We start from the raw sequence: 19,275 nt of genomic DNA, 5'->3' as shown, positions 1-19,275 counted from the left end.
AAAGGGTATCAGTAGGTGAGCACCCGCCTTAAGGCCGCCAGCACCCGGCGGGCGTTGGGCCGGTAGTGGTGCTCAATGGCGCTGAAGGGAGGGTACGGGGCGTCGTACCCCGCCACCCGCACCACGGGGGCTTGGAGGTGGTCTATGGCCCCTTCGGCGATGCGGGCAGCGATTTCGGCCCCGAAGCCACCGGTGCGCATGGCCTCGTAGACCACCACCGCCCGGCCCGTCTCCCGCACCACCTCGAGGAGGGTGTCCTCATCCAGGGGAACCAGGGTTTCCAAGTCCACCACCATGACCTGCACCCCCTCCTTGGCGGCCACCGTAGCCGCCTCCAGCATCACCTCCACCATGCCCCCGTAGCCGATCAGGGTGGCGTGCTTCCCCTCCCGCACCACCCGGGCTCTGCCCAGGGGGAGGGTGTAGTAGCCCTCGGGCACCTCCGCCCGTACCCCCCGGTAGAGCTTGATGGCCTCCAGGAAGAAGACGGGGTCCTCGTCCTCAATGGCAGCGAGGAGGAGACCCTTGGCCCTTTCGGGGCTCGAGGGGATCACCACCTTAATCCCAGGGGTATGGGCTAGAAGGGCCTCGGGAGAGTCCGCATGCTGCTCAGGGGTGTGCACCCCACCCCCATAGGGGGCCCGTACCACCACGGGCAAACCCACCCACCCCCGGGAACGATGGCGCCAGCGGCCCAGGTGGGAGAGGATCTGGTCCAAAGCCGGGTAGAGAAAACCGGCAAACTGGATCTCCGCCACGGGCCGCATCCCCCCCATGGCCAACCCGATGGCCAAGCCCAGGATGCCGCTTTCCGCCAAGGGGGTATCGAATACCCGGCCCTCGCCGTATTTGGCCTGGAGGCCTTCCGTGACCCGGAACACCCCCCCAAGCCGCCCCACGTCCTCCCCGAAGACCAAAACCCGCTCATCCCGGGCCAAGGCCAGGTCCAGGGCCTCGTTGATGGCCTGAACCAGGTTCAGCACCCTGGCCTTTTCCGCTACCATAGCTCCTCCACGTGTTTCCCCTGCCGCAAGGCCTCCCAAGCCCGCCTCTGGTCGGGGCCCATCTGCGCGTACACATGCTCCACCATCATCTCGGGCGTGGGCTCAGGGGCCTGGTCCGCCAAGGCCACCTCCCGGGCGAACTCCTCCTCGAGCTCCCCCAAGAGGGCCTCCTCCGCCTCCACTCCCCATAGTCCCCGTTCCTCCAGGGCTTTCCGGAGGCGTAGGATGGGGTCCTTGGCCCGCCAGGCCTCCTCCTCCTCCCGGGTGCGGTAACGGCTGGGATCGTCGGAGGTGGTGTGGGGGGCCAGGCGGTAGGTGAGGGCCTCCAGGAGGGTGGGCCCCTCCCCTCTCCTGGCCCTTTCCACCACCTTTTTGGCCTCCAGGTAGACGGCGAAGGCGTCGTTGCCGTCCACCACCACCCCAGGGATCCCGTACCCCTCCGCCCGCCGGGCGATATAGTCCACCCGCATCTGCCTGTGCCGGGGCACGCTGATGGCGTAGCCGTTGTTCTGCACCAGGAAGACCACGGGGGCGTCAAAGACGGCAGCAAAGTTAAGCCCCTCGTGGAAATCCCCCTCGCTGGTCCCCCCGTCCCCTATGGAGGTGGCCACCACCCAGCCCTCCCCCCGGTACCGCCCCGCCAGGGCCAGGCCCACCGCCTGCGGGATCTGGGTGGCGATGGGGATGTAGGGGTTCACCGCCCGCACCCCTTCGGGAAACCGCCAACCTGCGGGATGGGCTCGCCAATAGAGGATCAAGGTATGGATGGGGAGGCCACGGGCTAGGAGCATGGCGGACTCCCGGTAACTGGGCACCACAAAGTCCTTCTCCCCTAGGGCCAGGGCCACCCCTACCTGCGCCGCCTCCTGTCCCATGAAGGGGGCATAGACCCCAAGCCGCCCCTGGCGCTGAAGGAGAAGGGCCTTCTCGTCAAAAAACCGGGCCCGGCGCATGGCCCGGTAAAGGGCCAGGGCTTCCCCCTCGCCTATGGGAAACTCCCCCTTATCCAGGTATCGGATTACCTTGGGCTTCACGCCGGGGAGTTTACCACAGGAGCTAAGCGCTCCAAAGCTAGGGCGATCTCATTCTCGCCCTTGCAAAAGGCGAAGCGAAAAAGCCATGGGGGTGGATCCTCCCGGTAGAAGGCGCTGGCGGGGATCAAGGCCACCCTGGCTGCCTCTACCAGCTTTAGCGCCTCCCATCCAGGAAGTTCCGCCATGAGGAAGTACGTACCCTCGGGCTCGTAGGCCCGAAGGCCCAAGGCCCGAAGGCCAGAAAGGAGAAGGTCCCGCCGCCCCTTGTAGCTCTCCCGCAAGGCCTCGTAGAACCCCTCCTTTCGGGCCACCCTTAAGGCCTCCGCCACCCCCGCTTGCAAGGGGCTTGGGGCGGAAAAGCTGGTCCACTGGCGCATCCCCGCCAGGGTGGGCATGAACTCCTTGGGCCCCACGATCCAGCCCACCCGGTATCCGGTGGCCTCGAGGCGCTTCCCTGCACTGCCCACGGTGAAGGTGCGCTCGGGGGCCAAGTCCCGCAACCGGGGTGGCCTTTCCCCGAAGTAAAGCTCGTCGTAGACCTCGTCGGAAACCAGGAAGAGGTCGTGCCTCCGGGCCAGTTCCGCCACCGTCTTAAGCTCTTCCCGGAAGACCAGGCCCGTGGGGTTCATGGGGGTATTGAGGAGGATAAGCCGGGTGCGGGGGGTGATGGCCGCCTCCAGGGCCCCTAGGTCCAGCCGGAACCCCCCCTCCTCCAGGGGCAGGCGCACCAGCCTGGCCTCGGCCCCGGCCAGGAAAGCATCGGGGAGGTAGACATCAAAAAAGGGCTCCAGCACCACCACCTCATCCCCCGGACCCACCAGGCTTTGCAGGAGCACATATAGGGCCTCCGTGGCCCCCGAGGTGACCACCACCGAGTCGGGTTCCACAGCAAACTCCTCCGCCAAGGCCTCCCTAAGCTGGGGAAGGCCCGCAGGAGGAGCGTATTGGTCAAAGCGGCCCAGGGCCCTTTGCACCGCTTCCCGCAGGAAGGGGGGCGGAGGGCTTGAGGGAAAGCCCTGGCCCAGGTTCACCGCCTGGAGTCTGGCCGCAAGCTGGCTCATCTTGGGGAAGATGCTTTCCCGAGCCGCCTGGGTGCGGGGATGGAGCCGCATGGGTATAAGGGTAGCCCAAAACCCTCTTTGGCTCAACCGGCAATCCTGAGAAGGCTCAGGAAGCTTTCCAGCTCGAGGCTGGCCCCGCCCACCAACCCCCCGTCCACGTTGGGCATGGAAAGGAGGTCGGCGAAGTTCTTGGGGTTCACGCTCCCCCCATACAGGACCCGGACCCGATCCGCAAACGCCCTTCCGTAGAGCTCAACCAGGGCCTGGCGGATGGCCTGGTGCATGGCCTCGGCATCCTCGGGGGTGGCGTTCCGCCCGGTGCCGATGGCCCAAACCGGCTCGTAGGCGATGACCAAGGCCTCTGGGCCCGGAGGGTTCACCCCCTCGAGGCTCCCTTTAAGCTGGGCCAGGGTATAGGGCACCGCCTCCCCCCTTTCCCTTACCTCCAAGGGTTCCCCCACGCAGAGGATGGGGGTAATCCCCTCCTCCAAAAGCCTTTTGGCCTTCTCGGCCACCAGGGCATCGGTCTCCCGGTGGTAGCGCCGCCTTTCCGAATGCCCCACCACCGTGTAACGGCACCCCAGGTCGGAAAGCATCCGGGCGGAAACCTCCCCCGTGTAAGCCCCTTCCCGGTGGGCAGAGACATCCTGGGCCCCATAGGCCACCTGGCTTCCGGAAAACACCTCCTTGGCCAAAGGCAGCATGGGAAAGGCCGGCAATACCGCCACTTCGGACTCCAAGGAAGGAAGAAGCCTTTTGAGCTCAGCAAACCACACCCGGGCCTCCGAGGGCACCTTGTGCATCTTCCAGTTTCCTGCCACCAAGACCCTGCGCATGCCGTCATCCTATAGGAAAACCCCGCCCACGAGGGCGGGGCCGGACCAAGCCTCCCTACTCTAGGACCTCGATGCCGGGGAGGGTACCCTTCTCCAGGTACTCTAGGCTCGCCCCACCCCCAGTGGAGACGTGGCTGAAGCGCTCCTTGAGGCCCAACCGGTTCACCGCCGCCACCGAGTCCCCACCGCCCACCACGGTAAAGGCCCCCTCCAAGGCCGCCAGTGCCCGGCCCACCGCCAGGGTGCCCTGGTCAAAGGGCGGCACCTCAAAGACCCCCATGGGACCGTTCCAAAAAACCGTCTTGGATCCCTGGAGGGCCTCGGCGAAAGCCTCCTGGGTCTGGGGACCGATGTCCAGGCCCATAAAGGGCACAGGAATGGCATCCGCGGGAAAGGTGCGGGTTTCCACCCCCGCCTCAATCCGCTCCGCCGCCACCACATCCACGGGAAGGTGCACCTTCACCCCCAAGGACTCCGCCCTCCTCAAGAGGTCCCTCGCCAAGTCCAGGCGGTCTTCCTCCACCAGGCTCTTGCCCACCTCGCCCCCCAAGGCCTTGATGAAGGTGAAGGCCATGGCCCCGCCGATGAAAAGGCGGTCTATGCGGGGCAGGAGGTTCTCAATAACCCCGATCTTGTCGGAAACCTTGGCCCCACCGATGACCACCGCGTAGGGCTTTTCCGGATCCCGGAGCAAGCGGGAAAGGGCCTTCACCTCCCTATCCATGAGGAAACCTGCAAAGGAAGGAAGAAGCCTGGCCACCCCCACCACGCTGGCGTGGGCCCGGTGGGCGCTCCCGAAGGCATCCAGGACGAAAGCCTCCCCCAGCCGGGCGTAACGGGCGGCAAGCTCGGGGTCGTTCTTCTCCTCCCCCGGTTCAAAGCGCACGTTTTCCAGAAGGGCCACCTCACCCGGGGCCAGGGCCTGCACCGCCTGGTGCGCCTGGTCGGAACCGGGGCTATGCGGCACGAAACGGACGCCGGTTAGATACCGGCCCAAGGCCTCCGCCACCGGGGCCAGGGAGTACTTGGGGTCCACCCCCTTGGGCCGACCCAGGTGGGAAAGAAGCACCAGGGAGGCCCCTTGTTCCAAAAGGTGGCGCAGGGTGGGAAGGCTTTCTTGGATGCGGGTATCGTCCTGCACCACCCCATCCTTGATGGGCACGTTGTAGTCCACCCGCACCAGGATGCGCTTGCCCCGGGCATCCAGATCCTGTAACGTGCGCATCTAGACCCCCTTCTTGAGCACCAGCTCCACCAGATCCGCCACCCGGTTGGAATAGCCCCACTCGTTGTCGTACCAGGCGAAGACCTTGACCAGGTTGCCCAGGGCCTTGGTAAGCTTGCCGTCCACGATGGAGGAGTGGGGGTCCATCACGATATCCTGAAGGACGATCTCGTCCTCGGTGTAGGCCAAAATGCCCTTCAAGGGACCCTCGGCCGCCGCCTTGAGGGCCGCGTTCACCTCCTCAGCGGTCACTTCCCGCCTGAGCACCGCGGTGATGTCGGAGATGCTCCCCGTGGCCGTGGGCACCCTGAGGGCGCTCCCGTCAAAGCGGCCCTTCAAGGAAGGAAGCACCAAGGCCGTGGCCTTGGCAGCCCCGGTGGTGGTGGGGATGATGTTGATGGCCGCCGCCCGCGCCCGGCGCAGGTCTTTGTGGGGCAGGTCCAGAACCCGCTGGTCGTTGGTGTAGGAGTGGACGGTGGTCATGAGGGCCTTCTCCACGCCGAAGGCCTCTTCCAGCACCTTCATCACGGGGGCCAGGGAGTTGGTGGTACAGGAGGCATTGGAAATGATGTGGTGCCTGGCGGGATCGTACTGCTCGTGGTTCACCCCCATGACGATGGTGATGTCCTCGCCCTTGGCCGGGGCGGTGATGATCACCTTCTTGGCCCCCGCCTCGAGGTGGGCCTTGGCCTTGTCGGCGTCGGTGAACACCCCCGTGGACTCAATGACCACGTCCACACCCAGGCTTCCCCAAGGAAGCTCCTTGGGATCCTTTATGGCCGTGGCCCGGATGGGCTTGCCGTTCACGTAAATGTTCTCGTCATCGTACCCCACCTCCCCAGGGAAGCGGTGGTAGATGGAATCGTACTTCAAAAGATGGGCTAGGGTCTTGTTGTCGGTCAGGTCGTTGATGAGGGCCACCTCCACGCCCCGCCCATGAAGAATACGGAACACCTGGCGACCGATTCTGCCGAATCCGTTGATGCCTACCTTCATAGCTTACCTCCTAGCGTGGCTCCTGCCCCCCTCGCTGTGCCGGCGGGGTAAAGAGCTATGGCTTTAGTATAGCGGCTTTTCCATAAGTGATTGCCGGCACTTGGTTTAAGCGAACCCCTGACCTTGACCTGTCAACCCCAAGACCATACCATGGTTGACGGCCACCCAGGTGGTCCTGGAGGTAGCCATGTGGAAAACCGAGGTTCTTCCCTATACCCCCTTGGTTAAGATCCTTTGGCCCAACCGTACCCTGGCCCGAGACCTAACCCTAATCCTGGCGGGTAGCCTCCTGGTGGCCCTGGCCGCCAGGATCAGCATCCCTTTGCCCTTCACCCCCGTGCCCATCACCGGCCAGACCCTGGCGATTCTTCTGGTGGGCGCCGCCCTGGGTAGCCGCCTGGGATTCCTGGCCCTGCTCGCCTATTTGGCGGAGGGCGCCACGGGGCTACCCGTCTTCGCGGGGGGCACAGGCGGCCTGGCCAAGATCCTGGGCCCCACCGGAGGGTTCTTGTTGGCCTTCCCCTTGGCAGCGGGGCTCGTGGGTCTTTTGGTGGAGCGGTTTGGCCTGGACCGCAGCTTCCTGGGAACCCTCTTGGCCATGCTGGCGGGCAACGCCCTCCTCTACCTGGTGGGGCTTCCCTGGCTTGCCGCCTGGCTCATGGGGGCAGGAAAGTTCGCCGGAACGGGCGCCCTTCTCGCCATGGGGCTTTTCCCCTTCATCCCCGGGGACCTGGTGAAGGCGGGGGTGGCTGCCCTCCTCTTGCCCTCCGCCTGGAAACTCCTGGGAAAGCGCTAGCGTGCGGGTAGCCCTAGCCCACCTGGGCAAAAGGCGTAGCGTTTCCGAGTTGCTCAAGGCCCTCCTACCCCTGGTAGAAAGGGCGCAAGGGGAGGGGGCCTTGGCCCTCCTCCTTCCCGAGCTGGTCCTGGGAAAGCAAAGGGAAGACGCCCTTCCCCAGGCCCTTAAGGCCCTGGCTGAGGAAAACCGGATACCGGTGGTGGCAGGCTTCCTGGCCCCTGGCCCCAGGAACCGGCTTGGCGTCTTCCCCCAGGGTCCCTCCTACGATAAGGTGCATCCCTACCTGGCGTGGGGCGAGGAGGGGGATGAGGGGATTGCGCCCGGGGAAGGCCCCGTGATCTGGGAGTTTGGGGATACGGGGTTCGGGCTTGCCCTTTGCTACGATCTGGACTTCCCCGAGCTGTTTCGCAGTTATGCCCTGATGGGCGCCGAGGGCTTTCTGGTGGGCTCGGCCTGGCCCGGGGAGTATAGGGAGCTTCTTGTGGTTCTGGCCCGGGCCCGGGCTGCGGAGAACCAGGCGTACCTGCTCCTCGCCAACCGTGCGGACACGGGAAGCCCTTCCCTGGCGGTGGGCCCTGATGGGCGGCTTCTCGGCCTTCGGGAAGAGGAGGGCCTTCTCCTGGTGGACCTGGACCTGGCCTTCCTGAAGGAGTACCGCGCCCGCTACCCCATCCTCGGCCACCGGCGGCCGGAAGCCTACCGCCTCTGGTAAGATGGCCCTCGTGCTGGAGAACCGCCGGGCACGGCACGACTACGAGATCCTGGAAACCTACGAGGCAGGGCTGGTCCTCAAGGGGACCGAGGTCAAGTCCCTGCGCGCCGGTAAGGTGGATTTTACCGGGAGCTTCGCCAAGTTTGAAAACGGTGAGCTTTACCTGGAAAACCTCTACATCGCCCCCTACGAAAAAGGATCCTATACCAACGTGGACCCCAGGAGAAAGCGCAAGCTCCTTCTTCACCGCCACGAGCTGAACCGGCTTAGGGGCAAGGTGGAGCAAAAGGGTCTCACTCTGGTACCCCTTAGGATTTACTTCAACGAACGGGGCTACGCCAAGGTGCTCCTGGGTTTGGCCCGAGGGAAAAAGGCCTATCAGAGAAAGGAAGAGGACAAGAAGCGGGCCGTGCGCCGCGCCCTGGAGGAGCTATGAGGTTCCTGGCGCTGGCCTTGTTCCTCCTTCTCGCCCTGGCCCAGGCTCCAAGGCCCCTCCTGGCGGGGGGAGAGGTGGGCCAAGCCCTGTACCCTGGGGGTCGGGGCGTATCTTATGGGGAAGTGGACCTCCTAGCCCGGGGCCTGGGGCTTGCCGTGTGGCAAGGGGAAGGCCAGGTAGCCCTGGGCCTGGGAAGCCGCTACAAGGCCTTCCCCCTGGTGGCCAACGAGGCCCAGGCGGCTGCCCGGGGGGCCGCCTGGAAACGAGGGCAAGAGGTCCTTGTCCCTTTACGGCCCCTAAGCGAGGCCTTGGGCCTGGAGTACCGGGCCCAGGAAGGCATCCTCGTTCGCCTTCCCTGGGCCCGCCTTCTCGGCATGACGCACCGACCCGACCGGGTGGTCCTGCGCTTCTCCCGGGAGGTGAACGCCCTGGTGGAGGGCAACAGCGTCCTCTTCCTCCTGGCCCAGGGAGAGGGGGCGGGCCTGAGCCAGGAGGAAAAGGGCCTGCGCCTGGCCCTGGAAAGCCCGCCCGCCCGGCTCTACTACCCCGGCGGGGGCCAGGTGGTCCTGGAGTGGGGTTCCCTGGTTAGACCTAGGCCCTCGGTGCTCCTGGACCCGGGACACGGGGGGCAGGACCCAGGGATCTCAGCAGGAGGCTTCTTGGAAAAAGACCTCACCCTGGATCTGGCCAAGAGGGTGGCCTCCCGCCTGCCTGGCGCCAGGCTCACCCGGCAAACCGACCGGTACGTGCCCCTCGAGGCCCGCCTGGCCCAGGCGCAAACCGCCTCGGTGATGGTCTCCCTGCACGTGACCCAGGGGGGTACCGTTAACCTCTACCTCCCCAAGGCCCGCACCTCTCCCCTTGCCCAAAACGCCGAGGCCCTCCTGGCCACAGCCCCGGCGGAGCAAACCGCCTTGCTCAAGGTCTACGCCGGCGACCCAGGGCGCCTGGCCCAGGCCTTGCAAAAGGCCTTTTCTGCCCTGGGCATCGTGCTGGCCCGGGCCGAGGGTCCCTACGCCCTCACGGATATCCCCGGGGCAGGGGTACTCCTGGAGGTGGGGGTGGAGCGGCTCAAGACCCCTGAGGCCCGCAACCAGGTGGCGGAGGCCATCGCCCAGGCCATCCGCACCTACGTGGAGTAGCCATGCGCCGACTCTTGACCTTCTGGAACCTCCTTGGCCTTGCCGTCTTCGCCCTGGGGACCCTGGTTTACTGGCAAAGCCCGGGGCGCCAGGCTTCCACCGCCCTGCCCTTGCCCTCGGAGGAGACCCTGGCCGCACGCAGCCTGCCCACCATCCTTTACCTTCCCAACCCTCCTCAAGGCCTCCGGAAGGAAACCCGCACCCTGGAGCTGGCCCCAGGGGATACGCCGGAGAACAAAGTTCTGGCCGCCTGGGCCGAGGCCCTAGGGGCCCCTAAACCCCGGGCCCTGTACCGGATGGCCCAGGTTTTCGTAGTGGACCTTCCCGCCGATTTCGCCCTGGGTCTGGATGCCACCCAGGAAGCCCTACGCCTCTATAGCTTGGCCTACACCCTCCTTTCCACCTTTCCCCAGGCCCAGGAGGTGCGCTTCCTGGTGGAGGGGGAACCTAAGCCGGGGCTGGCCCATTTAGACCTAAGCCAACCTTATCGCCTGCCATGAGGGAAAGGGAAGCCTGGCGCATCGACCGCTTGGTCCTACAGGGGTTCAAGTCCTTTGCGGAGCGCACCGCTTTGGACTTTCCTGACCCCATCACCGGCATCATCGGGCCCAATGGCTCGGGCAAGAGCAACCTGGTGGAGGCCCTGCGCTTCGTGACCGGGGCCCGGGCCCACGAGCTAAGGGGACAGGAACTTAAGGCCTTCCTCTTTCACGGCAGCGATGGCCGCCCTCCCCAGGGTATGGCGGAGGTGCGCCTAGAACTTTCCCGGGGCCGGGAGCGCCTGGTGGTGGAAAGGCGGATAGAGGGGGAGCGCTCCGTGTTCCGGGTGAATGGCCGGCCCGTAAGCGCCAAGGCCTTGGCCCTGCACCTGGCCGGCACCGGCCTGGGCCGGGGGGGGTATGCCATCGTGGGCCAAGGGGAGGTGGCCCTCCTTCTGGAGGCCCCGGAAGAGGTGCTCCTTGGCCATCTGGAGGAGGCCTCGGGACTTAGGCCCGTGGCGGAGGCGGCCCGGACCACGGAGGAGCGCCTTCGGGAAGCCTGGGACCTCTTGGAGAAGCGAAGGCTTGGGCTTAAGGAACTCCAGGCCCGGGCGGAAGGGCTAAGAAGGGAAGCCCAGGCCGCGCAAAGGGCCCGGGAGCTGGACCTCCAGGTTCTGGCGCTGAAGGCGAGCCTCCTCGAGGCCCGGATAGAGGAAGCCCAGAAGGAGAGGCAAAGGGCCCAGGAAAGGCTTGAATCCCTAGCCCAGGAAGAGGAAGCCCTAAAGGAGGAACGGGCAAGGCTGGAGGCCCACCGCCAAACCCTAGGAAGGAAGGAGGAGGCCTTGCGTCAGAACCTGGAGGCGGTGCGCCTTCGCCTCAAGGAACGGGAGGCCTGGGAGCGCGAGCTAAGGGAGCTTGCCCGGCTGCAAAAGACCTTGGACCGCCCCCCGCCGCCTGACCCCGGTCCCCCCGTTCCCCCTCCCCCCGTACCGGCAGAGGAACTCCGCCAGCGCCTCAAGGCCCTGCGGGCCCGGGAAAACCAGCTAAAGGAAGAGAAACGCCGCCACGAAGAGGCCCTGCGCCGCTACTTGAGCGAACGGGCCCGCTATGAGGAGAGGCAAAAGGCCTATTTGGAGGCCCTCGCCCAGCGGCAACGCCTGGAGGAGGAACTTGGCCGAAAGCAGGAGGCCCTTAGGGTCCTCGAGGCCCAGGCGGCCCAAAGAAGGGAGCTGGAAGCAAGGCTGGCCGAGCTCAAGGCCCAAGCCCAGGCTGCAAAGCGGGAGGCCGAGCGCCTCAGGCGCCTTTTGCAGGCGGGAAGCGACCTGCAAGAGGGCCCCCGAAAGGTGCGCCAGCTTCCCGGGGTCCTGGGGGTGGTGGCCGACCTGGTGAGGCCCGAACCGGGGCTGGAGCTGGCCCTGGAGGTGGCCTTAGGCCCCCGGCTCCAATGGGTGCTCACCCAGGATGAGGAAGCCGCCAAAGCCGCCATCGCCCTCCTGAAGCGGGAAGGGGGCCGGGCCACCTTCTTACCCCTCACCCTTCTTTCCCCCCCACCTCCCCCTTCAGCCCAACCGGCCCCTGGCCTCCTGGGACCCGCTTTCCGGCTGGCCCGGCTGCGGCTTAGGGTACCCCACGAAGAGGCAGTCCTCCTCACCCTTTTCGGGGACACCTTGGTCTTCAAGGACCTGGATACCGCTCTCGCCTACCGTAAAGCAGGGGGAAGGGAACGGCTGGTCACCTTGGAAGGGGAGGTGCTGGAACGCCTGGGGGCCCTCACCGGGGGAAGGCCAAGGGGAGGAGGGGAGACCCTCCTCCTAAGGCGGCGCCTGGAGGACCTCGAGGCGGAAGAAGCGCTCCTCCCGCAAAAGGTCCGGGCCCTGGAGGAGGCCTTGGCCCCCTTGGCCTCCTACCAGCACCTGGAGGAACTCCGGGCCCAGGTGGCCACCCTCAAGCGCTCCCTCGCCTCCCCCCTACCCCCGCCCCCAGAGCCCCCCCTGCCTCCCCAAGACCCCTGGGAGGAAACCCAGCTTCAGGCCCTGGAGGAGGAGAAGAGAAGGCTGGAGGAAGCCCTAGCCCAGGCCGATGCCCACGAACGCTGGCGGCTTCTTTCCCAAGCCCAGAAAGCCTGGGAAGAGGCGCAACGGGAGGTGCGCCGCCTCCAGGTGCGAATGGAGGAGCTGAAGGCCAAGCTGGCCGCCAGCGAACCCCTCCTGGCCGAGATCCAAGCCCTGGAAAGCCAGCTGATGGCCCTACGGGAGGAAAAGCGAGCGCTCCAGGAAAGGGAAACCCGGGCCCTCACCCGGGCCAACGCCCTTTTGGCCGAGCGGGAAAACCTAAGCCTCCTCCTGGCCCGCCGGGAAGCCCTCCTGGAGGAGCTTTTGCGGGAGCGGGCCGCATTGCCTCCCGGGGAAAGGATCCCCGGTACCCCCAAGGCCCTACAGGCCAAGCTGGCCCAGCTAGAACGGGAGCGGGCCAGCTTAGGACCCGTGAACGCCCTGGCGGAAAGGGAGCTCGTCCAGCTGGAAGCCCGCCTTAAAGCCCAAGAGGAGGAGGTCCAAGAAGCCCTGGAAGCCCTGCATCGCCTCGAGGCGGAGACCAAGGCCGTGGAAAGGGAATACGCTGAGCGCTTGCGGGAAAGCTTCGCCGTGTTCCAGGAAGCTTTCCGGCGCAACGCTTCTGCCCTCCTGGGAGCCCAGGCCGAGGTGCGGCGGGAGGGCCGGGGCCTGAAGCTCATGCTGGTTCCCGCAGGCAAACGCACCCAGGACCTCCGCCTCCTTTCCCTGGGAGAAAAAACCCTGGGCGCCTTGGCCTTTCTGTTCTCCCTGGGGGAACTCCAAGGGGGTCTGCCCCTGGCGGTACTGGACGAAGTGGACGCCGCCTTGGATGACGCCAACCTGGCCCGCTTCACCCGGTTCTTGCACTCGGGGCAGCAGTTCATCCTCATCACCCATCAAAAGCGCACCATGGAGGCCTGCCACGCCCTCTACGGGGTCACCGCCCAAGGAGGCGTGAGCCGGGTCTACTCCATCCGCAAGGAGGTAGCCCATGACCCTGAATGAGTACCAGCAGGAGGCCAAGAAGACCGCCCTTTACCCCGAGGCCTACCGGATCCTGTACCCCACCTTGGGCCTGGTGGGGGAAGCAGGGGAACTGGCCAACAAGGTAAAGAAGGTGCTTAGAGACCACGGGGGAACCCTCGGCCCTGCCGCTCGGGAGGATCTCTTGGCTGAGCTTGGGGACGTGCTTTGGTATGTGGCCCAGCTGGCCACCGACCTGGGGGTAAGCTTGGAGGAGGTGGCCCAAGGCAATCTAGCTAAGCTCCGCTCCCGCCTGGAACGGGGAAAGATCGGGGGCTCGGGGGACAACCGCTAACGAAAATCACTTGCATCTAGTACCCCTTTGGGGTATAGTGTCGCTTGGCTGGTACTCCAGCCGAGGAGGTTTGCTATGGAAGAGACCGTTACCCTGCCCCGTCTAAACGAACCTGCGCCGGACTTCGTGGCCAAGACCACGGCCGGAGAGCTTCGGCTATCCGACCTCAAGGGCAAATGGGTGGTGCTCTTCAGCCACCCCGCCGACTTTACCCCGGTGTGCTCCACGGAGTTTCTGGCCTTCGCAAAGCGGCAAAAGGAGTTTGAGGAGCTGGGCGTTCAGCTGGTAGGCCTTTCCATCGACTCCATCTACGCCCACCTGGCCTGGCTAAAGGACCTCGAGGAGATGTCCAGGATCCCCATCAACTTCCCGGTGATCGCCGACCTAGACATGAAGGTGTCCAAGCTCTACGGCATGATCCACCCCGCCGCCAGCGAAACCGCTGCGGTGCGGGCGGTGTTCATCATCGACCCCAACGGTATCCTCCGGGGCATGCTGTATTACCCCCTCACCACGGGTCGCAATATCGACGAGATCCTACGCTTCATCCGAGCCCTGCAGTTCACCGACCGCACCGGCTTGAACACCCCCGCGGACTGGCAACCCGGGGAGGCCGCCATCGTCAAGCCTCCGGCCACCTTGGACGAGCTCAAGGCCGACGAAGCCAGAAAAACCGAGTACGCCGAGTATAGGCGCTGGTACCTCCGCCTCAAGAAGGCGGATTAGCCTATCCCCGAAAAAGCCCCCGGGGTCTCCCGGGGGCTTTCAGGCAGCATGCCCTCAGTCAAAGAGGTCAAAGATGTCCAGAAACCCTTTCTTTTTCCTGTAGGGTTTCCCTTCCTTGCGGTGGTGGGCCTCCCTTTCCTCCTCGTAGGAACGCTCCACCTCCCGGGCCTCGGCCAGGAGTTTCTCCAGCTCCCCCTTATCCAGCCACACACCCCCGCACTGGGGGCATACGTCCAAGAGGACCCCCCGTCTTTCCACCTCCCGCATGCCCACCTGGCAGTTGGGGCAAAGGAGAAGGGGCATCTACTCCTCCCGGCGGCCCATGAGGAGGCTGGCGTAGTAAAGAAGGGTAGCCAAGGAGCTGGCCAGGGCCGCCACATAGGTCAGGGCTGCCCAGGTCAGCACCTGGCGGGCGGGGGCCATCTCCTGCTGGGAAAGAAAGCCCATGCGCCTTAGGAACTCCAAGGCCCGCCTCGAGGCGTCAAACTCCACCGGCAGGGTCACCAGCTGGAAAAGGGCCACCGCCAGGAAGAGGTAGAGGCCCAGCTTGGCCAAACCGATCGCCCCCACCATAAGCCCCAGGATCACCAACCAAAGCCCCAGGTTGGAACCCAGGCTGGCGGCCGGTAGCAGGCTGGCCCTTACCCGCAGCCAAGCATACCCCTGGGCATCCTGCACCGCATGCCCCACCTCGTGGGCCGCCACCGCCAGGGCGGCTAGGCTGGGCGAGGCGTAGTTGGGCTCGGAAAGCCGCACCGCCTTGGCGTGGGGGTCGTAGTGGTCGGTGAGAGCCCCGGGCACCGGCTCCACCCGCACGTGGGTGAGGCCATGGGCATCCAGAATGGACCGGGCCACCTGGGCCCCCGTGAGGCCACGGCTATTGGCCACCCGGCTAAAGCGGGCAAAGGTAGCCTGCAACCCTCCTTGAATCACCATGCTGGCCACGAAGACCAGCACCATGAGCAAAAGCGCCAACACGTCCATTCCCTTCCACCTCCTTACGAAGAGTAGCAAAAAACCGAGGCCACCCGTAGGTGGTCTCGCCATGCGCCCTCAGGCGCCCCAGCCGACCGGGGAAGGCTCCCGTACTGACGATCGGCTGGCCCCCACTGGGGGCGGCTACTCCCCGCAGGTACCTTTATACCAGACGCCCACCCCCATGGCAAGGCCCTATTGCCAAATGTGGGCTCGATTCCTTTATTATCTTACGCTCATGGGTATATTGGCCTGGGAGGTAACCCATGGGGTATGCCCATCCTGAGGTACTGGTAAGCACGGAATGGGTTCAGGAGCACTGGCAGGACCCGCAGGTTCGCATCCTCGAGGTGGACGAGGACATCCTCCTCTACGACACCGGCCACATCCCCAATGCCCAGAAGGTGGACTGGCAGAGGGACTTCTGGGACCCCGTGGTGCGGGATTTCGTGGACGAGGAAGGATTTGCCAGCCTCATGGAAAGGCTTGGCATCGCCAACGACACCACGGTAATCCTCTACGGGGACAAGAACAACTGGTGGGCCGCCTATGCCTTCTGGTTCTTCAAGTACAACGGCCACCAGGATGTGCGCCTGATGAACGGGGGACGCCAGAAATGGGTGGAGGAGGGCCGTCCCCTCACCACCGAGGTGCCCACCTTCCCCAAAGGCCAGTACCGCGTCCCCTATCGGGATGAATCCATCCGCGCCTACCGGGACGAGGTGCTCAAGCATATCCTCAAGGTGAAGGAGGGCAAGGGCGCTTTGGTAGATGTGCGCAGCCCCGAGGAATACCGGGGGGAGCTCACCCACATGCCCGGTTATCCCCAGGAAGGGGCCCTACGGGCCGGCCACATCCCCGGCGCCAAAAACATCCCCTGGGCCAAGGCGGTGAACCCCGACGGCACCTTTAAGACCGTGGAGGAACTTCAGGCCCTGTACCAGCCCCTGGGGATTACCCCGGATAAGGACGTGGTGGTCTACTGCCGCATCGCCGAGCGCTCCAGCCACTCCTGGTTCGTCCTCAAATACCTTCTGGGCTATCCGCACGTGAAGAACTACGATGGCTCCTGGACGGAATGGGGCAACCTGGTGGGGGTGCCGGTGACCAAAGGAGAGGAGTAGCTTAAACCTCGGAAGCCTCCCCCAGGGCCTGGGCGGCAAGCCGACGCCCCGTGGGGGTGTCCGCCAAGCCCCCAAGGCCTGTTTCCTTTAGCTCCAAGGGCAGGAGGCGGCCGATGCCCGCCATGGCCAGGATCACCTCATCGGGGGGGATTACGCTCCTGATGCCCGCAAGGGCCATAGAGGCCGCGCTTACCGCATGGACCGCATAAAACCCATTGCGCATCACACAGGGGACCTCCACAAACCCCCCCACGGGGTCGCAAATCAGACCAAGGGTGTTCTGCAGGGCTAAGGCGGCTGCGTGGGCACAAGCCTCGGGGTTCCCTCCAAGGAGCTCGGTAACGGCGGCGGCCGCCATGGCCGCCGAGGAACCGATCTCCGCCTGGCACCCCCCGCTGGCCCCCGCGATGTAGATCTGGCGGTTGATGATCTTGGCCACGCCGGCGGCCAGGACCATGGGCATGAGGAGGTCCTCCTCGGGGATACCCAGGTGATCCGCCACCCCCAGAAGGGCCCCCGGCAGGGTCCCGGCGCTCCCCGCTGTGGGTGCGGCCACAATCCGTCCCATGCGGGCGTTCTCTTCATTGACCGCCATGGCGTAGGCCTGAACCCGTTTCAAGAGGGGGTCCCTTAAGGGATCGGGAGCCTCCCACAAGGTCTTGGCGTTCCTACCCACCATCCCCGCCACGCTGGGGGCATCCGAGGCTAGACCTCTCCGGATGGAATCCCGCATGACGCCCAGGCGCTCCCGAAGCCTATCCAGGATAACCTCCGGCACTAAACCGGTTTCCTCCACCTCCTCGCGAAGCACCGCCTCCGACGCCCGGCCGGAAAGGCTTGCCAGTTCGTTCAGGGTTAATGGCATAGCCTCAGTATAGGCGTTGGCCCCATCCGCCCAGGGGTAGGCCTATGCTAAGGGCAGGAATGGGGACGCCAGAACCTAGCCTCCGCGTCCTGATCGCCGACGACCACCCCCTCTTCCGCCTGGGGCTTAGGGCGGGCCTCGAGGGGGAAGGCCTGGTGGTGGTGGCCGAGGCCCAGGACGGACAAGAAGCCCTGGACAAGACCCTGGCCCTATGGCCCGAAGCCGTGCTTCTGGACCTCAGGATGCCCGTATTGGACGGGTTAGAGTGCACCCGGAAACTACGCCAAGCGGGATACCCAGGCCTCATCGCCCTCCTCACCACCTACCAGGAGCCCGCTTTGGTACGGGAAGCCTATCTGGCCGGGGCCAACGCCTACTTTTCCAAGGAGCTGTCCGCCCCCGAGCTGAAAAGGCGCCTCCTGCGGGTGGCCCGGGGGGAGGAACGCCTCACCCCCCCTGACCTCCCCGCCCTGACCCCTAGGGAGGAAGAGGTACTGGGCCTTCTGGCCCAAGGGCTTTCCGTGAAGGAGATAGCCAAGGCCCTGGGCCTTTCCCCGGATACGGTGAAAGACCACCTGGAAAGCCTCTACGGCAAGCTCCTGGCCCGGAACCGCGTGGAGGCCTTGGAGAGGGCCAGAGCCCTGGGGTTTCTAACAAAAGCCGGGGGGCAGGATTCCCCGCCCCCCAGCACGGGATAACGGCTACTCGGCGCTGGACTCCCCTTGGCTGGGTGTCTCGGAGGCCTCGGCAAGGGCGGCCTCCTTGGCGGCCTTGGCCATCTCCTGGTCCTGGCCGATGCGCTTGCGGTCGGCGCGGAGCTTACGGCGGATCTCCCTTTCGGAAAGCTCACGGATGAAGTAAAGCTTGGCCCGCCGGGCCCGGCCCCGCTGGACGACCTCAATCCGCTCGATGAGGGGGGAGTTCAGGGGGAAGATGCGCTCCACCCCTACCCCATAGCTCACCTTGCGCACGGTGAAGCTGGTGTTGTAGCCGTTCCGCTTGATCTTGATGACGATGCCCTCAAAGTTCTGCACCCGGGTGCGGTTGCCTTCCTTTACCCGGTAGGCCACCCGCACGGTGTCGCCAGGCCGGAACTCGGGCAGGTCGGTGCGGGTATACTTGGCCTCCACCACTTTAAGAAGAGCTCCTCGGTTCATCCCAATCCTCCTACCCCAGAGGAACCCTTAGGGGTTCATGGGCAACAGCCTCTAGTCTAGCCCTCCCGGTCCAGTTCTGCAAGCCAAAGGGCCTCGAGGGGCCCAAGCTTCGCCTCCCTAAGAAGCTCGGGGCGCAGGGCCAGGGTCTTCCTCAAGGCCTCCCGCCGGCGCCAGCGCTCCACCTCCTGGTGGTTCCCGGAAAGGAGGACCTCGGGTACCTTTAGTCCGCGGAACTCCGGCGGACGGGTGTAGTGGGGGTAGTCCAAAAGCCCCCCTACGAAGGAGTCCTTACGGTGGCTTTCCGGATCCCCGATCACCCCGGGAAGAAGCCGGGCCGTGGCCTCCAACACCGCCAAGGCCGCCACCTCCCCCCCCATGAGCACATAGTCCCCAATGGTTAGGGAGCGGGTCACAAAGGCCTCCACCCGGGCGTCAAACCCCTCGTAACGCCCGGAAAGAAGGACCAGGTGCTCCTTCTCGGCCAGCTCCTCCGCCACCTTTTGCGTGAAGGGCTCCCCCGCCGGGGAGAGGAGGATCACCTCGTCCGCAGGGAGCACCGTCTCCAAGGCCGCCACCGCCACATCGGGACGGATCACCATCCCCGCCCCGCCGCCATAGGGGGTATCGTCCACGGTGCGATGGCGGCCCAGGCCAAAGGCCCTTAGGTCCACCACCTCCACCCTGATGAGCCCCCGCTCCCTGGCCCTTTTGATCAGGGATTCCGAAAGCCAAGGAAGGATGAGCCCAGGGAAAAGGGTAAGGATGGTATAGCGCATTCACTCAAAAAGCCCGGGGATGGGCTCCACGTGGATCCCTTCCGCCTCCACCCGCACGTAAGGGGCCTGCAAGGGTACCAGGAACTCCCTTTGGTCGCGAAGCCTCTCCCCCACCCCGCGGATGATCAAGACGTCCTGGGCCCCGGCGTCCAGGATGTCCACCACCTCGCCCACCTGAACCCCCTCCACAAACACCGGCAGGCCCATGAGGGCAAAGTAGTAGTACTGCCCCGCTTCCAAAGGGGGTAGTTCCGTAACCTCGGCGTACACCCTGAGGCCCACCAAGGGCTCCGCCAGCTCCCGGCTTCGCACCCCCACCAGGTGGACCACCAGCTCATCCCCCACCTGGTAGAGGTCCTCCAGGGCCCGCCAGCCATGCCCTTCCACATAGACCCGCTCCAGGTGGGCCACCACGGGCTCACCCCGGAACTTAAGCCCTCCTTGAAGGGCATAGGGCGCCCCAAACCGGCCTATCTCCACCAGGCGCATACCCCTATTATGCCAAAATCCCCTTGCCTGCGCCCACGCTGGGGAAAAAGGGGGTTATACCCTTTCCTCCTGT

The 19,275-nt window shown here is 65.4% G+C and carries 22 protein-coding genes; 10 read left to right on the top strand and 12 right to left on the bottom strand.

Annotation, left to right across the window (positions count from 1 at the left end):
- Nucleotides 1–8: 8 nt before the first annotated feature.
- Genes DK874_RS00320 through gap form a run of 6 tightly spaced genes read right to left on the bottom strand, consistent with a single transcriptional unit; the run spans nt 9 to nt 6,156 of the window.
- Nucleotides 9–1,004 (bottom strand): alpha-ketoacid dehydrogenase subunit beta, encoded by a 996-nt coding sequence (locus tag DK874_RS00320; protein ID WP_114311568.1) that lies wholly within the window; start codon nt 1,002–1,004, stop codon nt 9–11.
- Nucleotides 998–2,038 (bottom strand): pyruvate dehydrogenase (acetyl-transferring) E1 component subunit alpha, encoded by a 1,041-nt coding sequence (gene pdhA, locus DK874_RS00315; RefSeq protein ID WP_114311566.1) that lies wholly within the window; start codon nt 2,036–2,038, stop codon nt 998–1,000. Before pdhA ends, DK874_RS00320 begins: the two co-directional genes overlap by 7 nt.
- On the bottom strand, nt 2,035–3,150 hold the full coding sequence (locus DK874_RS00310; protein ID WP_114311564.1) for a pyridoxal phosphate-dependent aminotransferase: 1,116 nt from the start codon (nt 3,148–3,150) through the stop codon (nt 2,035–2,037). The genes pdhA and DK874_RS00310 overlap by 4 nt, the downstream gene beginning before the upstream one ends.
- Nucleotides 3,151–3,182: 32 nt before the next feature.
- Nucleotides 3,183–3,935 carry a triose-phosphate isomerase gene (gene tpiA / locus DK874_RS00305; protein ID WP_114311562.1) on the bottom strand — a complete coding sequence of 251 codons (753 nt, stop codon included), beginning with the start codon at nt 3,933–3,935 and terminating at the stop codon, nt 3,183–3,185.
- A gap of 55 nt (nt 3,936–3,990) precedes the next feature.
- Nucleotides 3,991–5,160, bottom strand: coding sequence for a phosphoglycerate kinase (locus tag DK874_RS00300; RefSeq protein WP_114311559.1), 1,170 nt, complete (start codon nt 5,158–5,160; stop codon nt 3,991–3,993).
- Nucleotides 5,161–6,156, bottom strand: a complete 996-nt coding sequence (gene gap, locus DK874_RS00295; protein WP_114311557.1) for a type I glyceraldehyde-3-phosphate dehydrogenase — start codon at nt 6,154–6,156, stop codon at nt 5,161–5,163. It abuts the gene before it with no gap.
- 187 nt (nt 6,157–6,343) lie between these two features.
- Here gap and DK874_RS00290 point away from each other — a divergent pair, with 187 nt between their 5' ends.
- From DK874_RS00290 to DK874_RS00255, 8 genes are all read left to right on the top strand, one after another.
- Nucleotides 6,344–6,952 carry a biotin transporter BioY gene (locus DK874_RS00290; protein ID WP_114311701.1) on the top strand — a complete coding sequence of 203 codons (609 nt, stop codon included), beginning with the start codon at nt 6,344–6,346 and terminating at the stop codon, nt 6,950–6,952.
- A 1-nt stretch (nt 6,953) separates the two neighbouring features.
- Nucleotides 6,954–7,664: a carbon-nitrogen hydrolase family protein gene (locus DK874_RS00285; protein ID WP_114311555.1), complete on the top strand. Its 711-nt coding sequence runs from the start codon at nt 6,954–6,956 to the stop codon at nt 7,662–7,664.
- A gap of 1 nt (nt 7,665) precedes the next feature.
- A complete protein-coding gene (gene smpB, locus DK874_RS00280) occupies nt 7,666–8,100 on the top strand; it encodes an SsrA-binding protein SmpB (protein WP_114311553.1) in 435 nt (144 codons plus the stop codon).
- On the top strand, nt 8,097–9,242 hold the full coding sequence (locus DK874_RS00275) for an N-acetylmuramoyl-L-alanine amidase family protein (protein ID WP_114311551.1): 1,146 nt from the start codon (nt 8,097–8,099) through the stop codon (nt 9,240–9,242). The genes smpB and DK874_RS00275 overlap by 4 nt, the downstream gene beginning before the upstream one ends.
- A 2-nt stretch (nt 9,243–9,244) precedes the next feature.
- Nucleotides 9,245–9,742 (top strand): GerMN domain-containing protein, encoded by a 498-nt coding sequence (locus tag DK874_RS00270; RefSeq protein ID WP_114311549.1) that lies wholly within the window; start codon nt 9,245–9,247, stop codon nt 9,740–9,742.
- A complete protein-coding gene (locus DK874_RS00265) occupies nt 9,739–12,777 on the top strand; it encodes an SMC hinge domain-related protein (protein ID WP_114311547.1) in 3,039 nt (1,012 codons plus the stop codon). Before DK874_RS00270 ends, DK874_RS00265 begins: the two co-directional genes overlap by 4 nt.
- A complete protein-coding gene (locus DK874_RS00260; RefSeq protein WP_114311544.1) occupies nt 12,764–13,090 on the top strand; it encodes a nucleoside triphosphate pyrophosphohydrolase family protein in 327 nt (108 codons plus the stop codon). Before DK874_RS00265 ends, DK874_RS00260 begins: the two co-directional genes overlap by 14 nt.
- Before the next feature lie 75 nt (nt 13,091–13,165).
- A complete protein-coding gene (locus DK874_RS00255) occupies nt 13,166–13,816 on the top strand; it encodes a peroxiredoxin (RefSeq protein ID WP_114311542.1) in 651 nt (216 codons plus the stop codon).
- 54 nt (nt 13,817–13,870) lie between these two features.
- Here the strand turns inward: DK874_RS00255 and DK874_RS00250 are convergent, their stop codons facing one another.
- Both DK874_RS00250 and DK874_RS00245 read right to left on the bottom strand, forming a co-directional pair.
- Nucleotides 13,871–14,119 carry a TFIIB-type zinc ribbon-containing protein gene (locus tag DK874_RS00250; protein ID WP_114311540.1) on the bottom strand — a complete coding sequence of 83 codons (249 nt, stop codon included), beginning with the start codon at nt 14,117–14,119 and terminating at the stop codon, nt 13,871–13,873.
- Nucleotides 14,120–14,800, bottom strand: a complete 681-nt coding sequence (locus DK874_RS00245) for a zinc metallopeptidase (RefSeq protein WP_114311538.1) — start codon at nt 14,798–14,800, stop codon at nt 14,120–14,122. It lies immediately after the preceding gene.
- Between the two features lie 257 nt (nt 14,801–15,057).
- Between DK874_RS00245 and DK874_RS00240 the strand changes: the two genes are divergently transcribed.
- A complete protein-coding gene (locus DK874_RS00240) occupies nt 15,058–15,915 on the top strand; it encodes a sulfurtransferase (protein WP_114311536.1) in 858 nt (285 codons plus the stop codon).
- Between the two features lies 1 nt (nt 15,916).
- Here DK874_RS00240 and sdaAA read toward each other — a convergent pair whose 3' ends face one another.
- Nucleotides 15,917–16,780: an L-serine ammonia-lyase, iron-sulfur-dependent, subunit alpha gene (sdaAA, locus tag DK874_RS00235; protein ID WP_114311534.1), complete on the bottom strand. Its 864-nt coding sequence runs from the start codon at nt 16,778–16,780 to the stop codon at nt 15,917–15,919.
- A gap of 44 nt (nt 16,781–16,824) precedes the next feature.
- Here sdaAA and DK874_RS00230 point away from each other — a divergent pair, with 44 nt between their 5' ends.
- Nucleotides 16,825–17,478, top strand: a complete 654-nt coding sequence (locus DK874_RS00230) for a response regulator (RefSeq protein WP_114311532.1) — start codon at nt 16,825–16,827, stop codon at nt 17,476–17,478.
- A gap of 3 nt (nt 17,479–17,481) precedes the next feature.
- Here DK874_RS00230 and rplS read toward each other — a convergent pair whose 3' ends face one another.
- The 3 genes from rplS to rimM are packed head-to-tail and all read right to left on the bottom strand — an operon-like array spanning nt 17,482 to nt 19,202.
- On the bottom strand, nt 17,482–17,937 hold the full coding sequence (rplS, locus tag DK874_RS00225; RefSeq protein WP_114311529.1) for a 50S ribosomal protein L19: 456 nt from the start codon (nt 17,935–17,937) through the stop codon (nt 17,482–17,484).
- A gap of 56 nt (nt 17,938–17,993) precedes the next feature.
- Nucleotides 17,994–18,713: a tRNA (guanosine(37)-N1)-methyltransferase TrmD gene (gene trmD, locus DK874_RS00220; RefSeq protein ID WP_114311527.1), complete on the bottom strand. Its 720-nt coding sequence runs from the start codon at nt 18,711–18,713 to the stop codon at nt 17,994–17,996.
- Nucleotides 18,714–19,202 (bottom strand): ribosome maturation factor RimM, encoded by a 489-nt coding sequence (gene rimM, locus DK874_RS00215; RefSeq protein ID WP_114311525.1) that lies wholly within the window; start codon nt 19,200–19,202, stop codon nt 18,714–18,716.
- Between the last annotated feature and the right edge of the window lie 73 nt (nt 19,203–19,275).

Source organism: Thermus caldifontis (assembly GCF_003336745.1).
Lineage (GTDB): Bacteria > Deinococcota > Deinococci > Deinococcales > Thermaceae > Thermus > Thermus caldifontis.
Note: the sequence above shows the minus strand (reverse complement) of the source record. Positions and strands in the feature narration are given on the sequence as shown.

Coding starts and splice junctions, on each gene's coding strand:
- DK874_RS00320 (WP_114311568.1), bottom strand. CDS start 1,004: ATGGTAGCGGAAAAGGCCAGGGTGCTGAACCTGGTTCAGGCCATCAAC.
- DK874_RS00310 (WP_114311564.1), bottom strand. CDS start 3,150: ATGCGGCTCCATCCCCGCACCCAGGCGGCTCGGGAAAGCATCTTCCCC.
- tpiA (WP_114311562.1), bottom strand. CDS start 3,935: ATGCGCAGGGTCTTGGTGGCAGGAAACTGGAAGATGCACAAGGTGCCC.
- DK874_RS00300 (WP_114311559.1), bottom strand. CDS start 5,160: ATGCGCACGTTACAGGATCTGGATGCCCGGGGCAAGCGCATCCTGGTG.
- gap (WP_114311557.1), bottom strand. CDS start 6,156: ATGAAGGTAGGCATCAACGGATTCGGCAGAATCGGTCGCCAGGTGTTC.
- DK874_RS00290 (WP_114311701.1), top strand. CDS start 6,344: ATGTGGAAAACCGAGGTTCTTCCCTATACCCCCTTGGTTAAGATCCTT.
- smpB (WP_114311553.1), top strand. CDS start 7,666: ATGGCCCTCGTGCTGGAGAACCGCCGGGCACGGCACGACTACGAGATC.
- DK874_RS00275 (WP_114311551.1), top strand. CDS start 8,097: ATGAGGTTCCTGGCGCTGGCCTTGTTCCTCCTTCTCGCCCTGGCCCAG.
- DK874_RS00270 (WP_114311549.1), top strand. CDS start 9,245: ATGCGCCGACTCTTGACCTTCTGGAACCTCCTTGGCCTTGCCGTCTTC.
- DK874_RS00265 (WP_114311547.1), top strand. CDS start 9,739: ATGAGGGAAAGGGAAGCCTGGCGCATCGACCGCTTGGTCCTACAGGGG.
- DK874_RS00260 (WP_114311544.1), top strand. CDS start 12,764: ATGACCCTGAATGAGTACCAGCAGGAGGCCAAGAAGACCGCCCTTTAC.
- DK874_RS00255 (WP_114311542.1), top strand. CDS start 13,166: ATGGAAGAGACCGTTACCCTGCCCCGTCTAAACGAACCTGCGCCGGAC.
- DK874_RS00250 (WP_114311540.1), bottom strand. CDS start 14,119: ATGCCCCTTCTCCTTTGCCCCAACTGCCAGGTGGGCATGCGGGAGGTG.
- DK874_RS00245 (WP_114311538.1), bottom strand. CDS start 14,800: ATGGACGTGTTGGCGCTTTTGCTCATGGTGCTGGTCTTCGTGGCCAGC.
- DK874_RS00240 (WP_114311536.1), top strand. CDS start 15,058: ATGGGGTATGCCCATCCTGAGGTACTGGTAAGCACGGAATGGGTTCAG.
- sdaAA (WP_114311534.1), bottom strand. CDS start 16,780: ATGCCATTAACCCTGAACGAACTGGCAAGCCTTTCCGGCCGGGCGTCG.
- DK874_RS00230 (WP_114311532.1), top strand. CDS start 16,825: ATGCTAAGGGCAGGAATGGGGACGCCAGAACCTAGCCTCCGCGTCCTG.
- rplS (WP_114311529.1), bottom strand. CDS start 17,937: ATGAACCGAGGAGCTCTTCTTAAAGTGGTGGAGGCCAAGTATACCCGC.
- trmD (WP_114311527.1), bottom strand. CDS start 18,713: ATGCGCTATACCATCCTTACCCTTTTCCCTGGGCTCATCCTTCCTTGG.
- rimM (WP_114311525.1), bottom strand. CDS start 19,202: ATGCGCCTGGTGGAGATAGGCCGGTTTGGGGCGCCCTATGCCCTTCAA.